This is a genomic window from Pseudomonas sp. REP124, assembly GCF_020164475.1.
Lineage (GTDB): Bacteria > Pseudomonadota > Gammaproteobacteria > Pseudomonadales > Pseudomonadaceae > Aquipseudomonas.
Genome location: NZ_JAIQWX010000041.1, coordinates 1 through 15,717 on the forward strand (window position 1 = coordinate 1; position 15,717 = coordinate 15,717).

Here is a 15,717-nt window from a genome sequence, read left to right on the forward strand (position 1 = left end):
ATGCCTGTAGGAGCGAGGCTTGCCCGCGAATAGGCCCTATCAGGCAACGCTAATCCTGCGACCCAACGCAGTGGTCCACCGCTCCGAAACAATCACCCCACCCAAGGTCAAAACCCCGCCCACCAGGTGATACACCGCCAACTGCTCGCGCAGTACCAGCGCCGCAATCAATGCCGTCATCACCGGCAGCAAATTGAAAAACAGCGTGGTCCGGCTCGGCCCCAGGCGCACCACCGCCTGCATCCACGCCAGCGGCGCGAGCATCGAGGCCAACAGGCACGCATACAGCACCAGCGGAATGTTCTGCGCTGTCAGGCCGGTTTTCGGCGAGATGACAAACAGCGGAAACAACACCAGCACCGCTACCAGGATCTGCAGATAAAGCAGCACCAACTTCGGCAATTTCAGATGCCATTTTTTCAGCAAGGTGCTGTAGATCGCATAGGCCAGCGTGGCGATCAGCATCATCGCGTCGCCCAGGTTCACCCCGTGCTCCAGCAACACCGCGAGGCTGCCGGACGAAACCACCACCAGCACGCCGACCAACGACAGCACCGCGCCAACCAGCGCGCCGGCGGTCAGGCGCTGGCCGAGGCTGATGATCGCCATGGCCAGCGACATCAACGGCATCAGCGACAGGATGATCCCCATGTTGGTGGCCGAAGTCAGGCCGGCGGCGAAGTACGCCAGGCTCTGATAGACCGCCATGCCCAGCACCCCAAGGATGAACACCTTGCCAAGGTTGGGGCGAATCACCGCCCAATGGGCGATCACCGGTTTGAGCATGAAGGGGGTGAACAGCAGTCCGGCGAGCAGCCAGCGGTAGAAACCGATCTCCGCGGGGAAGATCGATCCGGCCGACATTTTGGTGACTACCGTGTTGCCGGCCCAGATAAGGATGGCCAGCAGGGGATACGCGTATTGCATCGCAAAAAACCAGTAACGTTGATGAGGCGCGATTATCCCTTGTCCGATTACAGGCCTATACTTCGATCCAGACAACCCGCCCCTGATTTCGGACAGCATGACCAGCCAACACGTCGACCTTCTGAGCTTCAGTGAATTGCCCGCCCCGGTGTACTTCCGCTACGCCGATTTTGACGCACACCGCTTTGCCTCACCCCATCGCCATCCCTGGGGCACCCTGGAATATGTGGCCCACGGCGTGCTGCACATGGAGATCGGCGGCAGCCGTTACTTGTCGCCGCCGCAGTACGCGGTGTGGGTGCCGCCCGAGACCGAGCACAGTTTTTACGTCAACGAACCGGTTAACTACCGCGCGGTTTGTCTGGCACCGTCGCTCTGCCACGACCTGCCGCCCCAGGCCTGTACGCTGGCCATCAACGACATTCTCAAGGCCATCCTCAAGGATTTCGCCGCCCGCGATGTAAAAGTGCCCGAGCGGGACGCGGATCGGCGCCTTGCCCAAGTGCTGGTGGATCAGTTGCAACAGGCGCCCATGCACGAGTGCTATCTGCCCTACGCGAGCAGTCCTGGCCTGCTGGGGATTCTTGAAGCCCTGCAGAACGAACCCGGGGATAACCGGCCGTTGGCGGATTGGGCGGCGCAGGTTCATGTGAGCGAACGCACCCTGGCGCGGCAATTTATCCGCGAGCTAGGCATGAGTTTCGGCGAGTGGCGCCAGCGCTTGCGCTTTTCAGGAAATCGCCTTCGACATGGGCTACAGCACAGGCTCGGCTTTTATCGCGATGTTTCAGCGTCAGGCCGGGTGCACGCCGGAGCAGTATCGACGCAGCCACCTGGACAGCAGGAAGGTGTAACAGGCTTTGTCTACACTCCAGAACATGGCCGTCCCCCTCGGTGCGGCGACAAGGAGAAAACTCCATGAAGATGCTGCGTGTCCCTTTGTTGATGATCGGGTTGCTGCTCTGCTCTCAGGGCTTCGCCGCCACTGAACAACAGAACAAGATGACCACCTGCAACGCCGACGCCACCGCAAAAAGCCTCAAGGGCGACGAGCGCAAAGCCTTCATGAGCAATTGCCTCAAAGCGGCGCCGGCAGCCAACGACGCCAAGGCACTGACTCCGCAGCAGGAAAAAATGAAAACCTGCAACGCCGACGCCGCGACCAAGGCTCTCAAGGGCGATGAGCGCAAGGCGTTCATGAGTGATTGCCTCAAGAAAAAATAATCTTCGGGGTTTGCACAGGCCAGTGTGGGAGCGGGCTTGCTCGCGAAGGCGGTGTATCAGTCGCCATCAATGTTGGCTGACACTCCGTATTCGCGAGCAAGCCCGCTCCCACATTGATCTGTGTGCATGCCTGAATGTGCGTGAGCCCCCGACCAAGGTCGCCCCACACAATCCCTAGTGCTGTCACCGGAACGCTGGCAGACTGCCAATCCTTTTACGCTGTTCGTTTTGAGGCTGTATGCCAACGTTTTCTCAACGTCATGTATTGCTGGTGATCAGCTGGATCATCATTTTTGGCGGGCTGCTGCTGGTGATCCCCCTGCGCTTGTTGCCCAGCCTGCTGGCCGGGTTGCTGGTGTTCGAGCTGGTCAACATGCTCACCCCGCAATTGCAGCGGCTGATCGAAGGCCGGCGTGCGCGCTGGCTGGCGGTGGCGTTGCTGGGGACTTTGGTGGTCAGTGTGCTGACCCTGATCTTCGCCGGCGCCTTCAGCTTCCTGCTGCACGAGGCGGAAAACCCCGGCGCATCCCTGGACAAGTTCATGCACGTGGTCGACCGCGCACGCAGTCAGTTGCCGCCGTTCATCGACGCCTACCTGCCGGCCAGCGCCGCGGAATTCCGGGTGGCGATCGGCGAGTGGATGAGCAAGCATCTGAGCGATTTGCAACTGGTGGGCAAGGACGTGGCGCACATGTTCGTGACGCTGCTGATCGGCATGGTGCTCGGCGCGATCATCGCCCTGCAGCGCGTGCCGGACCTGACCAAACGCAAGCCGCTGGCCGCCGCGTTGTTCGACCGCCTGCACCTGCTGGTCCAGGCCTTTCGCAACATCGTCTTCGCGCAGATCAAGATTTCCCTGCTCAACACCGCTTTCACCGGGATCTTCCTGGCGGTGGTGCTGCCGATGTTCGGCATCAAGCTGCCGCTGACCAAGACCCTGATCGTCCTGACCTTCCTTCTCGGCCTGCTGCCGGTGATCGGCAACCTGATGTCCAACACCCTGATCACCATCGTCGGCCTCTCGCTGTCGATCTGGGTGGCGGTGGCGGCGCTGGGTTACCTGATCGTGATCCACAAGGTCGAATACTTCCTCAACGCGCGCATCGTCGGCGGGCAGATCAGTGCCAAGTCGTGGGAGTTGCTGCTGGCGATGCTGGTGTTCGAAGCGGCGTTCGGCTTGCCGGGGGTGGTGGCGGGGCCGATTTACTATGCTTATTTGAAGAGTGAGTTGAAGCAGGTGGGGATGGTTTGATCAGGCAGATTTCCATTGCCTGACAGGGCCTCATCGCGGGCAAGCCCGCTCCCACAGGTTTTGTGTCTGCCACAGATTTGTGATCGACGCTGAAACTTGTGGGAGCGGGCTTGCCCGCGATGAATACAACTCGGTTCCGGATCAGTCCATGGTGCCGTAGCGCTTCGCCGCCTCAATCGCCAGACCGCTACCAATACTGCCGAAGATATTCCCTTCCACATGCCGCGCATTCGGCAACATCGCCGACACGCTGTTACGCAGCGCCGGAATCCCGCTCGAACCGCCGGTGAAGAACACCGTATCCACCTGATCGAGTCCGACATTGGCGTCTGCCAGCAACTGGCTGACGCTGTTGCGCACGCGCTCCAGCAGGTTGTCGATGGCCGATTCGAACAGTGCGCGGCTCAGGTCCACGCTCAGGCCCGGCTCGATGCGGTCCAGCGGCACCTGACGGACGTCGGAGTAGGTCAGCTCGATCTTGGTTTCTTCCACCAGCATCGCCAGCCAGTGCCCGGCGCGCTGTTCGATCAGCTTGAACAGGCGATCGATGCCGCCGGTGTCTTCGATGTCGTAGCGCATGCTGCCCAAGGCCAGTTGCGACTTCTGCGAGTAAACCGAGTTGATGGTGTGCCAGGTCGCCAGGTTCATGTGGTGGCTGGTGGGCATGAAGGCGCCGCTCTTCATCCGGCTGCCGTAGCCGAACAGCGGCATCAGGCCTTGCAGGCTCAGTTGCTTGTCGAAGTCGGTACCGCCGATGTGCACGCCGCCGGTGGCCAGGATGTCGTCCTGACGGTTGGCCACGGTCCGACGCTCGGGCGACAGGCGCACCAGCGAGAAGTCGGACGTACCACCGCCGATGTCGACGATCAGGACCAACTCTTCCTTTTCGATAGTCGACTCATAGTCGAATGCCGCCGCAATCGGTTCGTACTGAAACGAGACTTCCTTGAAGCCGATCTTGCGCGCCACTTCCACCAGAGTGTCTTCGGCTTCCTTGTCGGCGACCGGGTCCTCGTCGACGAAAAACACCGGACGACCCAGCACCACTTCCTCGAATTCCCGACCGGCGGTGGCTTCGGCGCGGCTCTTGAGCTGGCCGATGAACAGGCCGAGCAGGTCCTTGAACGGCATGGCCGTGCCCAGAACGCTGGTGTCGTGCTTGATCAGCTTGGAACCCAACAGACTCTTGAGCGAGCGCATCAGGCGGCCTTCGTAACCTTCCAGGTACTCGTGCAGCGCCAGACGGCCGTAGACCGGGCGGCGTTCTTCGAGGTTGAAGAAGACCACCGACGGCAGGGTGATCTTGTCATCCTCCAGCGCAATCAGCGTTTCCATGCCGGGGCGCAGCCAGCCGACGGTGGAGTTGGACGTGCCGAAGTCGATACCGCAGGCACGGGCTGGAGAGGCGTTTTTCATGTCTTTCAGGTTCCGGTTAAAAAACGGCCGCGCAGTGTATGTCAGTGCGGCGCAGAATCGAAGGCCGGTTATCCGCTAAATCTTGCCGTTCAATGCCTTGAAAGATGTGCCATCACCCCCAAACTACCCTGCATCAACCGGACAGCCGCGGGATGAACGCAAGTCACCCCGCCCGCTGCCGATAAACTTCTGATGCGCTACCCGGTCACAATCCTGAGATCGGTCAACTTCCATGCGGCCAACAGGCGCATGCTGTGGCAGGTGGCGCGATTTCGATAACGGATGGTGATTCCCGCGATGGACTTCAAAGACTATTACAAGATACTCGGTGTGGAGCCGACAGCCGACGACAAGGCGATCAAGGCGGCCTATCGCAAGCTGGCGCGCAAATACCACCCCGACGTCAGCAAGGAAAAGGACGCCGAAGCCAAGTTCAAGGACGCCTCGGAAGCCTATGAGGCGCTGAAAAGCGCCGACAAGCGCGCCGAGTACGACGACCTGCGCAAATACGGCCAGCATGGTCAGCCGTTCCAAGGTCCACCGGGCTGGCAGAGCCGTGGAGGTTTTGGTGGCGGCCAGGACACCGGCGATTTTTCCGACTTCTTCAGTTCGATCTTCGGCAACCGTGGCCCGGGCTTCGGTGGTGGCGAGTCGCGCCGCAGCACTGGCCGTCGTGGCCAGGACGTAGAAATGGAGTTGGGGGTGTTCCTTGAGGAAACCCTGTCGAACGAATCGAAGAAGGTCACCTTCCAGGTCCCGCAATACAACGCGGCCGGCCAGCACGTCAGCAACACGCCAAAAAGCCTGAACGTGAAGATTCCGGCCGGCGTGACCGACGGTGAGCGCATCCGCCTCAAAGGGCAGGGCGCGCCGGGCATCGGTGGCGGCGCCAATGGCGACCTGTACCTGACCATTCGTTTCGCGCCGCACCCGAAATTCGACGTCGAAGGCGAAAACCTGATTATCACCCTGCCGCTGGCCCCATGGGAGCTGGCGCTGGGCACCGAGGTTGCGGTGCCGACCCTGACCGGCAAGATCAACCTCAAGGTCCCGGCCGGCAGCCAGAACGGCCAGCGCATGCGCGCCAAGGGCCATGGCCTGTCGAACAAGGCAGGTGAGCGTGGTTACCTGTTCGTGCAATTGAAGGCAGTGATGCCGAAGAAATCGGACGACGAGATCAAGGCCCTGTGGCAGGAGCTGGCGAAGAAAGCCGCGTTCGATCCGAGAGAGAATTTCTGATTTGCAAGCAAGGAGTCAGTGACTATGAGCAGTCCCCTGATCGTTGAACTGAGCATGACCGAATTCTGTGAGGCGACCGACCTGTCGGACGTCTACGTCATCGAAATCGTCGAGCACGGCATCCTCGAACCTCAGGGCTCCGTGCCAAAGGACTGGCGTTTCACCGACTACGAACTGACCCTGGCCAAACGCGCCGCCAAACTGCGCCACGACCTGGAACTGGACTGGGAAGGCGTCGCCCTGGCGCTGGACTTGCTGGAAGAGGTCCAGCTGCTACGGGCGGAGAACCGGATGCTCAAGCAGCGGTTGGGGCGGTTGGTGGTGGAGTGATCGCGATGCCAGCAGTGCGTGCAGTTTGATCTGCGTCGTGCGCAGGTGTTGTGGTCACTGAGCATCCCCTGTGGGAGCGGGCTTGCCCGCGATGGCGTCAGGTCAGCCAGCATCAATGTTGAATGTACCGGCCTCTTCGCGGGCAAGCCCGCTCCCACAGTTTGATCTGCGTCGTGCGCAGGTTTTGTAGTCACTGAGCATCCCCCTGTGGGAGCGGGCTTGCTCGCGAATGCGGTGTATCAGTCGCCATTGATGCTGGCTGACCCACTGCTTTCGCGAGCAAGCCCGCTCCCACAGGTTTTTGTGTCGGCTTTGATCGTTCCCTCGCGATAGATATTTAGGTTTTTTTCCACAGGTCGCTCGATAGGCTGATGGCCCACTATCAGTCACGGATGACTTGTCATGCCCGATTCAAAGACACCCGCTTCCACCCCAGAAGGCTCGTTCGACGCAGACTTCAGAGGTGTTCATTACGACTTTCTCAAGGACCGCATTCCCGACTGGTTCACCCAGGCTTCCACGCGACGCCAGACGGTGATGAGCGCCTATGATCTGCAACTGCCTGCCTGGTACCTCAAGGCCACGCCCGGGCAGAAAAAGACCCTCGCTGACACCCACAAGCGCTACCGCGAAACCCTGAACAAGGTCGATACCCGACTGTGCGGTATCAAGGGGGTTTTCGAGTTCGCCGAGCAGCCGCTCAAAGAGGCGATCAAAGCGAAGTTCAAGCTCGACCTGGACGTAAAAAATACCTTCTTCGCCCGCAAATACGGCTTCAAGGGCCGTGATGATTTCTTTGGTTTCTTCGTCTTCGACCAGGAACCCGACCAGAGCCTGCGCTACGAGTATCGCGGCACCTCGCTGCTGGAGGCGGCACTGGCCAACTTCACGCCTGAAGAAGCCAAACCCCAGCCTTGCAACAACTGCCAGATCATCACCACCTGGAACAGCTACGACGGTGACGTACTGCCCACCTTCGAGGCGATCAACTCCCAGGCCATCGCCATCGCGCCTCACGAGTTCGCCGAGCTTTGCCGGACCCTCGACCTGGGCGCGCAGTACCAGAAACACATCAAGGACATCCTCGAACCCAAGACCGACAGCGAGCGCAAAGCGCTGGAACAGGCACTGGACGAACACCAGAAACAACAGCTGGCCATGACCACCGAAACCGCCCACCAGCAGTCAGACGTCAGCACCAGCGCCTACCAGATGCTGCAACAGCTGATCGGCAACCAGCGCCGCATCACCCTCGATGGGCAGCCAGTGGTGTACTCGACCCTGAAAGTCTTCGGCATCGATCTGGTCGGCCCGCTGCTGATCGGCCCGGACCGCGCCAGCGCTGACCAGACCCGGCGCGTGGTGGCGTACCTGCCCAACGACCCACAGCAACCCTTCAAGGAATACGCCTCCCGCGGCGAGTTCATGGCCGAGCTGCGGAGCCGCCTGCACAACGCCGATTTCCGGCGTTACTTCAGCCAGTTCGTACCCATGCGCCAGCAGGGCGTGTTCGTCAGCGAGCTGAGCAAGCGCTACAACACCACCAGCGTCGACACGCAGGCGGATTATCCGCTTCAGGCCGACCCCGCCCGACTGCCCATGGAAGAAACCCTCATCGAAGGCGATCTCTGGCAGCAACTGCGCCAGGACTCGATCAGCAAAACCTACAACGATGCACGGGTGGTTGCGGTCCCCACCGAGGACGAAGACCGCGAGGCTCGCGCGCAGAGGCTGCAGAGCTATCTGGACGCCGCCAACAGCGTGCTCAACCTGGCGGCCTTCGTCGTGCCCGGCCTGGGTCCTATCATGATGACCATCGGCGCCGCGCAAATGTGCGATGACGTGTTCGAGGGCATCGAAGCTTTCGAGCAGGGCGAGATCAAGGAAATGTGGGCCCACCTGGCCAGCGTTGCGCTGAATGTCGGCTTTGTCGGCACGGGCGCGGCGGTGCTGCCCAAGGTTCAGCTGTCGAGCGTGGTGGATACGCTCAAACCCGTCACCCTCGCCAACGGCCAGCAGAAACTGTGGAATCCGGACATCACTTCCTATCGATCTTCCATCACCCTCGCGCCCGAATCCGAGGCTGATGAATGGGGCCTGCATACCCACGAAGGGCAGAGGCTGCTGCGTGTGGACGGCGATCACTATGAGGTGGAGCAAAACCCGGCCACCGAGCGCTTCAGGATCAAACACCCGACCCGTCCCGACGCCTATTCGCCGGAGCTTGTGCATAACCGGCAAGGCGCCTGGCACCACGAGGGCGAAAACCCGCAGACCTGGGACGGCCCGAAACTGATGCGTCGGTTGGGTCCGCTGGCGGAAGGTTTCAGCGACGCCGAGCTGGAACACATCCGCCAAACCAGCGGCATCGACAACGACGTGCTGCGCCGAATGCACGCCCAGGGCGAGTCCATTCCGGCGATCCTGCTGGAAACCCTGAAGAAGTTCAGGGCCTATGCCGATGCGGTGAAAATTTCCCAGGGCTCCGCCAAGGGCCAGCTCTCCGGATATCTCGCACCGTTGGCGGTCGAGTTGCCGGGCTGGCCGGCCAACAAGGCGATTGAGGTGTTCACCGAAGATGATCTGGCCGGACCTTCGATCCGTTACGGCAACCCGGACGCTGCCGCAAAGGACGTCCTCAAGGTCACCCGCCAGGATCTGCTGGAGGGCCGAGTGCCTGAACGTATCGTTGCATTCCTCAGCGAAGCGGAAATCAAGGCGCTGTTGCCCAATTACACCCCGCGCACCCCGGCAGAACGGGCTGGCGCCGTGCAGCAGCAACTGCAGGCGCACGCCGCCCGCGAAAGGCTGCGGTTGACCCAGAGCATCTATGCCGAACAGCAGAAATCCTCCGATCCGGCCGTGGCCGTTGTGCAGCGCGACTTCAGCGGCCTGCCGACCTCGATGGTCCGGGAGCTGCTGGCCGACGCCACGCCCGCCGAGCGCCTGAGGCTGGAAACCGAGAAGCGCGTGCCCCTGCGCATCGCCGAGGGCGCGCGCCGCTTGCAGCAACAACTTCGCCTGACCCGCGCCTACGAAGGTTTGCATCTGGAGGCGCTGGCCAACGCCGACACCGAAACCCTGGTGCTCAATTCACTGCCCGCCTTGCCGGGCTGGACCAACGATCTGCGCATTGAAGTCCGCGAAGGTGGGCTCGAAGGCAAGCTGCGCGCCAGTGTCGGTGCGCCGGATGCCAGCGAGCGCAAGGTGCTGGTGCGCGATGCCGACGGTCGCTATGAGACGCGCAACGACCGCGATGAACACCTGCATGGCAGCGACGATTTGTTCAACTCGATCCAGCACGCCTTGCCCGATCGCCACCGTCAGGCCATCGGCTTGCCCGAGGTGTCCCAGGGGGCGCAGCTGAAGGCGAAGATCGTCGAACATCCGTTGAGCCAAGACCAGTTGCGCGTGCTGTTGAAGATGCAACCGCGCCGACATCCGTTCTTCAAGGCGCCGACACGTCTTTCCGGAGAGCGAATCGGTTATCCCTTGAGCGATCATCCGAGCACTTCCGGGGTGCGACCGTCTTTTTATGAGCGGATGGCGGTGTTGTATCCCACGCTGTTGCCGGATGAGGTCGATGAAGTCATCGGGCAATGGGGTGACCAGGCGAATACGATCCTGACGCGGCTTGAGGACGAGTACATGCAGCTCAGTCGAGCCCTGCATAACTGGCAGTTTTCCTTGCAAGTCGGGGCACCGGCTGAAGAACGATTCACTCGGGCTTTCGGCTTGAAGCACTTTGCCCGGGTCAAGATCATCAGGGCTTTGCTTCAGGCCTGGCGCCAGGAAGGGGTGGCGGATCTGGACAACACCGGTCAGCCTCAGGGTCAGTTCATCGACTTGTCCGGGATTGACCTGCAGGGCCAACTCAATGAGCTGCCACCGCTGACCGCCAAATTCGATCACGTCACGCATCTGGATCTGTCGAGTGCGCAAATCGTCGATAACGTCGATGGCTTCCTTAGCCACTTCATGCGTCTGCGCAAATTGAACATGGGCAATAACGAGCTGGTCGAGCTGCCTGAACCTCTTGGGCGAATGACGCGCCTGACCGAGCTCGATCTGTCCGGCAATCTGATCAAGCTCGATGCACCCGCGGTGACCCAACTGAGCAATCTGACCCGCCTGCGGTTTCTGGGGCTGGAGGACAACCCGCTACTGACGCTGGCGCCGGACATCAGCCGGATGGCGAATCTGGAAACCCTGCTGTTGGCCGACACGGGCATCAATGCGTGGCCCACCGGCGTGTTCGATCAGCCTCGCCCGCGCACATTCTTTCTGGATATGGAGGCCAATCGGCTGCAAGTCATCCCCGACGTAGAACCGGGGTCGGCGCAGGCGGAAATCGTTGCGCGCACCGTCATTAGCCACGAGCCGAACTACATCTCTGCGCAGGATTTGCGCAGGGTCCGGGACTATCGCCTGTCGGTCGGTTTTGAACCGGAGCGCCCGTATCCCGCCCGAGGCATCCTCGACAGTGGGCTGTGGAAAGAGGGGCTGACCGAAGAACAATGGCGGGCCAAGCAGGACACGTGGGCAGACCTCGAGCGTGAACCCGGGTCTGAGCCGTTTTTCAGGGAGTTGAGGCGGCTTTCGGTGTCCGCCGATGGTCGCTCACCCGACGCCAGGGTGAGGGTCGAGTTGTGCCGCAAGGTCTGGCAAATGGTTGAGGCAACGGCCGCGAGTACGGCCCTGAGGGAAAGGCTGTTTCGTATGGCGACGGCTCCGACCACTTGCGTCGATGCCAACTCGCTGCTGTTCAACACCATGGGCGTCGAGGTGCTGATCGCTCAGGCCTACGAACTGGGCGCGCAGGATCTGATTGAAACCGAACTGGTGGAGCTGGCCAGAGGCAAGTCGCGTCTGGATGAGCTGAGCAGGATCGCCAAGGAGCGGGTCGATGAGCTGGTGGCCGAGGGGCGCCATCATTCGGAGTTCAATGAACAGGGTGAGCCTGTCCCGCACTTCGATGCCCACGGCAACCCGCTTGATGACATCGACGAAACGGAAATCTTCTTCATTTACCCGACGCGACTGGCCACGCGCCTGGATCTGCCCTGGCAGTCGCGGAACATGACCTTCGGCGCGCCCGAGGTCACGGCGCAGCGCATCGAAGACGCGTATACCCGGGTTCTGGGCAAGGAGCAGGGACCGCTGTTGCAGGAGCGGTTGCTTGAACAGCCTTTCTGGGTGGAGTTCATCCGCCGGGCCTATGCGCCGGAGATCAACGAGCTGCGGGTCAGGGGCGAGCGACTGCTGGACTTGCAGGCGGCGCAAAGAGCCTGGCTGGAAAATGATTCAGGCGTGCAGAAGATTCACTGGCGCGCCGAGATCAAGCGACTGGCGAAATTGCTGGGCAAGCCGCAGAACGAGGTCAAGCCGGGCGAGGTCATGAGCGATGCGGATTACTACGCCGAAATGGCTGACATCGGGGCGAAGGAGAATGCGTTGATTGCCAGGGTGACGGGGGAAATCATCAAGCGCACGAAGCTGGGCTGATTTCTGAAACGCTGAAAAACCCGAGACCAGCACAATCCTGTGGCGAGGGGGTTTACCCCCGTTCGGCGGCGCAGCCGTCGCAAAACCTGAATGCACGGTCTGCCTGAAAAAATGCAGGGGGCCGCTTCGCAGCCCAACGGGGGTAAACCCCCTCACCACAGGGACCGAGTGCCCCCGTAGAAAGGGGTTCTATCAGAACAAAAAGTACCGCTGCGCCATTGGTAGCGTTTCCGCCGGCTCACACCACAGCAACATCCCATCCGCCTTGACCTGATAGGTCTGCGGATCGACATCGATACTCGGCAGATAATCGTTGTGGATCAGATCGGTTTTCTGCACATCGCGGCATCCCTTGACCACGGCGATTTTCTTCTTCAGGCCCAGCGCCTCGGGAAGGCCTGCCGCCTGCGCCGCCTGGCTGATGAAGGTCAGGCTGGTGGCGTGCAGCGAGCCACCGTAGCTTGCGAACATCGGCCGGTAATGCACCGGCTGCGGCGTCGGAATCGACGCGTTGGCATCGCCCATCAGACTGGCCGCAATGGCCCCGCCCTTGAGAATCAGCGTCGGCTTGACCCCGAAAAACGCCGGACGCCACAGCACCAGATCCGCCCATTTCCCCACTTCCACCGAACCCACCTCATGGCTGATGCCGTGGGTGATCGCCGGGTTGATGGTGTACTTGGCGATGTAGCGCTTGGCGCGGAAGTTGTCGTTGCCCGGGCCGTCACCCGGCAGCGGGCCGCGCTGTTTTTTCATCTTGTCGGCGGTCTGCCAGGTACGGGTGATCACTTCGCCGACCCGGCCCATGGCCTGGCTGTCGGAGCTGATCATCGAGAACGCGCCCAGATCGTGGAGGATGTCTTCGGCGGCAATCGTCTCGCGGCGGATGCGGCTTTCGGCGAAGGCCACGTCTTCGGCGATGCTCGGGTCCAGGTGGTGGCAGACCATGAGCATGTCCAGGTGTTCGTCGATGGTGTTGCGGGTGAACGGCCGGGTCGGGTTGGTCGAGCTCGGCAACACGTTGGGGAAACCGCAGGCCTTGATGATGTCCGGCGCATGCCCGCCGCCCGCGCCTTCGGTGTGATAGGTGTGGATGGTGCGGCCCTTGAACGCGCCGAGAGTGGTTTCGACGAAGCCGGACTCGTTGAGAGTGTCGGTGTGGATCGCGACCTGCACGTCGTAGTCGTCAGCGACGCTCAGGCAGTTGTCGATGCTCGCCGAGGTGGTGCCCCAGTCTTCGTGCAGTTTCAGGCCAATGGCGCCGGCCTTGACCTGTTCGATCAACGGCTCGGGCAGGCTGGCGTTGCCCTTGCCGGTGAGGCCGATGTTCATCGGGAAAGCGTCCGCCGCCTGGAGCATCCGCGCCAGATGCCACGGCCCGGACGTGCAGGTGGTGGCGTTGGTGCCGGTGGCCGGCCCGGTGCCGCCGCCGATCATGGTGGTGACGCCGCTCATCAGCGCTTCTTCGATCTGCTGCGGGCAGATGAAGTGGATGTGTGTGTCGATGCCCCCGGCGGTGAGGATCATGCCTTCGCCGGCGATCACTTCGGTGCTGGCGCCGATGGCGATGTCGACGTTGGGCTGTATATCCGGGTTGCCGGCCTTGCCGATGGCCTGGATGCGCCCGTCCTTGAGGCCGACATCCGCCTTGACGATGCCCCAGTGGTCGATGATCAGCGCGTTGGTGATCAGGGTGTCGACCACCTCGGCGGCGAGCAACTGGCTCTGGCCCTGACCGTCACGAATGACCTTGCCGCCACCGAATTTCACTTCTTCGCCGTAGGTGGTGAAGTCCTTTTCCACTTCGATCCACAGTTCGGTATCGGCAAGGCGGACCTTGTCGCCGACGGTGGGGCCGAACATGTCGGCGTAGGCTTGTCTTGAGATTTTCATCGGCTTGCCTTGGGATTCCATTGAATTTGAGACCGCTCGCGTTGCGAGCTATCGCAGCCTCGCTGCGCTCGGAAGCTCCTACAGGGGAACGCGGTCAACTGTGGGAGCGAGCCTGCTCGCGATTGGCCGGTACTGACAACGCAAAACCTAAAGGTCACCCATGACCCGCCCGGCGAACCCGAACACCCGCCGATGCCCGGCCAGGTCTACCAGCTCCACCTCCCGACTCTGCCCCGGCTCGAAACGCACCGCGGTGCCGGCGGGGATGTTCAGGCGCATGCCACGGCTGGCCGCGCGGTCGAAGGTGAGGGCGTCATTGGTTTCGAAAAAGTGATAGTGCGAACCGACCTGAATCGGTCGGTCGCCGCTGTTGGCCACCGCCAGGCTGATCGTGCGGCGACCGGCGTTGAGTTCGATCTCGCCGGGCTGGATCTGCAATTCACCGGGAATCATCAATGGGCCCCCTGGAGAATCTTGTAATACAGCGCCGTGGGCTTGTAGCGCCCGCTCGGATCGCACGCGTAATCCGGAATTTCACCGGCGCGGGTATAGCCCAGAGCCTTGTAGAAATCTTCCGCAGGCGAGCCGGCCTCGGTGTCGAGAAAGAGCATGCCGCGCTTGTGCTGCAACGCTGCCTGTTCCAGCGCCGTCATCAACTGCTGTCCCAGACCCCGTCGCCGCGCTTCCTCGCGCACCAGGAGTTTTTGCACTTCGGCGCGGTTCAGGCCGTTGGCTTTCTGGCACAGGGTCAGTTGCACGCTGGCCTGCACCTGTTCGTCCTTGACCACCACCCACAGCAACACATTGCCCTTCTTCAGGTTGTCCTGAACCTCATCGAAATACGCATGGGCCTGATTGGCGTCCAGATCGGCCATGAAGCCGACGCTGGCGCCGTAGCCAACGGCATTGAGCAGCAGGTCGATCAGACCCTGACGATAGTGCGCAAAGCTTTCAACGTTGACGCGTCGCAGTTGGGCGGGGTTCATCGGGTGTCACTCCTTGCCGGCGACGGGAGGCTCGGCGCCAGGATTGAGGGTCAGTTGCATGAAGGTCAGGTCCAGCCAGCGACCGAACTTGATACCGACCTGCGGCATCTGCCCGGTGGTAATGAAACCTATACGCTCGTGCAGGTGAATGGACGCGGCGTTGCCGCTCTCGATGGCCGCGACCATCACGTGCTTGGCGCAGCCTTTGGCGCGCTCGATCAGCACGTCCATCAATTTAGGACCCAAGCCATTGCCACGCTGGTCGCTGCGCACGTAGACCGAGTGCTCGACGGTGTGGCGAAAGCCCTCGAACGGCCGCCAGTCACCGAAGGAGGCGTAGCCCAGCACGGTGTTTTCAGTGTCGACGATCACCAGGATCGGATAGGCCTGGGCCTGCCGCGCGTCGAACCAGGCCTGACGGTTGCCCAGGTCCACGGGTTGTTCGTTCCAGATCGCGGTGGTGTTGAGCACGGCGTCGTTGTAGATGTCACGCAGGGCCGGCAGATCGGCGGGTACGGCATCGCGGATGGTGTAAGTCATGACGTTGTCTCAGGCAATCGGTTGATGGACGGTGACCAGTTTGGTGCCGTCGGGAAAGGTCGCTTCGACCTGGATCTCCGGGATCATTTCCGGGATGCCCTCCATGACTTGTTCACGGCTCAGCAGCGTGGTGCCGAAGTGCATCAGCTCGGCCACGGTCTGGCCGTCGCGGGCGCCTTCGAGGAGCGCTGCGGAAATATAGGCCATGGCCTCCGGATAATTGAGCTTCAAACCGCGAGCCAGACGCCGCTCGGCCACGAGGCCTGCGGTGAAGATCAGCAGCTTGTCTTTTTCACGTGGGGTCAGGTCCATCGTTGAAAATCCATCTCGGCAGAAAAATTAGATCTGTGAATACATACCCTGTGGGAGCGGGCTTGCTCGCGAAAGCGGTGTGTCAGGCAACAT

Annotated in this window: 12 protein-coding genes and 1 pseudogene; 6 read left to right on the forward strand and 7 right to left on the reverse strand. The window is 61.5% G+C overall.

The features are described 5' to 3' along the window. Positions 1-39 precede the first annotated feature (39 nt). Positions 40-927 (reverse strand): DMT family transporter, encoded by an 888-nt coding sequence (locus tag K9857_RS12650; protein WP_224536192.1) that lies wholly within the window; start codon positions 925-927, stop codon positions 40-42. 97 nt (positions 928-1,024) lie between these two features. Between K9857_RS12650 and K9857_RS12655 the strand changes: the two are divergent. From K9857_RS12655 to K9857_RS12665, 3 genes and pseudogenes are all read left to right on the forward strand, one after another. Then, positions 1,025-1,781, forward strand: a pseudogene (locus tag K9857_RS12655) (AraC family transcriptional regulator). Positions 1,782-1,845: 64 nt separating this feature from the next. Next, on the forward strand, positions 1,846-2,151 hold the full coding sequence (locus K9857_RS12660; RefSeq protein ID WP_175375493.1) for a PsiF family protein: 306 nt from the start codon (positions 1,846-1,848) through the stop codon (positions 2,149-2,151). 238 nt (positions 2,152-2,389) lie between these two features. Further along, positions 2,390-3,403 carry an AI-2E family transporter gene (locus K9857_RS12665; RefSeq protein ID WP_175375494.1) on the forward strand — a complete coding sequence of 338 codons (1,014 nt, stop codon included), beginning with the start codon at positions 2,390-2,392 and terminating at the stop codon, positions 3,401-3,403. 141 nt (positions 3,404-3,544) lie between these two features. Here K9857_RS12665 and K9857_RS12670 read toward each other — a convergent pair whose 3' ends face one another. Further along, a complete protein-coding gene (locus K9857_RS12670; protein WP_224536194.1) occupies positions 3,545-4,819 on the reverse strand; it encodes an Hsp70 family protein in 1,275 nt (424 codons plus the stop codon). Positions 4,820-5,116: 297 nt separating this feature from the next. On the opposite strand from K9857_RS12670, the gene K9857_RS12675 reads away from it, so the two are divergent. The 3 genes from K9857_RS12675 to K9857_RS12690 all read left to right on the forward strand — a co-directional run bounded on the left by K9857_RS12675 (position 5,117) and on the right by K9857_RS12690 (position 11,893). Then, complete coding sequence (locus K9857_RS12675) at positions 5,117-6,058, forward strand: DnaJ C-terminal domain-containing protein (protein WP_224536196.1); 942 nt, start codon at positions 5,117-5,119, stop codon at positions 6,056-6,058. Positions 6,059-6,082: 24 nt separating this feature from the next. Further along, complete coding sequence (locus tag K9857_RS12680; RefSeq protein WP_224536199.1) at positions 6,083-6,388, forward strand: chaperone modulator CbpM; 306 nt, start codon at positions 6,083-6,085, stop codon at positions 6,386-6,388. Positions 6,389-6,790: 402 nt separating this feature from the next. Then, on the forward strand, positions 6,791-11,893 hold the full coding sequence (locus K9857_RS12690; protein ID WP_224536202.1) for a dermonecrotic toxin domain-containing protein: 5,103 nt from the start codon (positions 6,791-6,793) through the stop codon (positions 11,891-11,893). A gap of 192 nt (positions 11,894-12,085) precedes the next feature. On the opposite strand, the gene ureC is transcribed toward K9857_RS12690, so the two are convergent. The 5 genes from ureC to K9857_RS12715 form a co-directional block, all read right to left on the reverse strand. Beyond that, the gene (ureC, locus tag K9857_RS12695; RefSeq protein ID WP_224536204.1) at positions 12,086-13,786 is read right to left on the reverse strand and encodes an urease subunit alpha; all 1,701 of its coding nucleotides are present in this window, start codon (positions 13,784-13,786) and stop codon (positions 12,086-12,088) included. Between the two features lie 147 nt (positions 13,787-13,933). Then, entirely contained in the window at positions 13,934-14,239 is a 306-nt protein-coding gene (locus K9857_RS12700) for an urease subunit beta (protein ID WP_224536206.1), read from the reverse strand. Further along, entirely contained in the window at positions 14,239-14,772 is a 534-nt protein-coding gene (locus tag K9857_RS12705; protein ID WP_224536207.1) for a GNAT family N-acetyltransferase, read from the reverse strand. The genes K9857_RS12700 and K9857_RS12705 overlap by 1 nt, the downstream gene beginning before the upstream one ends. A gap of 6 nt (positions 14,773-14,778) precedes the next feature. After that, a complete protein-coding gene (locus tag K9857_RS12710; RefSeq protein WP_224536210.1) occupies positions 14,779-15,312 on the reverse strand; it encodes a GNAT family N-acetyltransferase in 534 nt (177 codons plus the stop codon). 9 nt (positions 15,313-15,321) lie between these two features. Further along, positions 15,322-15,624 carry an urease subunit gamma gene (locus K9857_RS12715; protein ID WP_039593493.1) on the reverse strand — a complete coding sequence of 101 codons (303 nt, stop codon included), beginning with the start codon at positions 15,622-15,624 and terminating at the stop codon, positions 15,322-15,324. Positions 15,625-15,717: the final 93 nt, after the last annotated feature.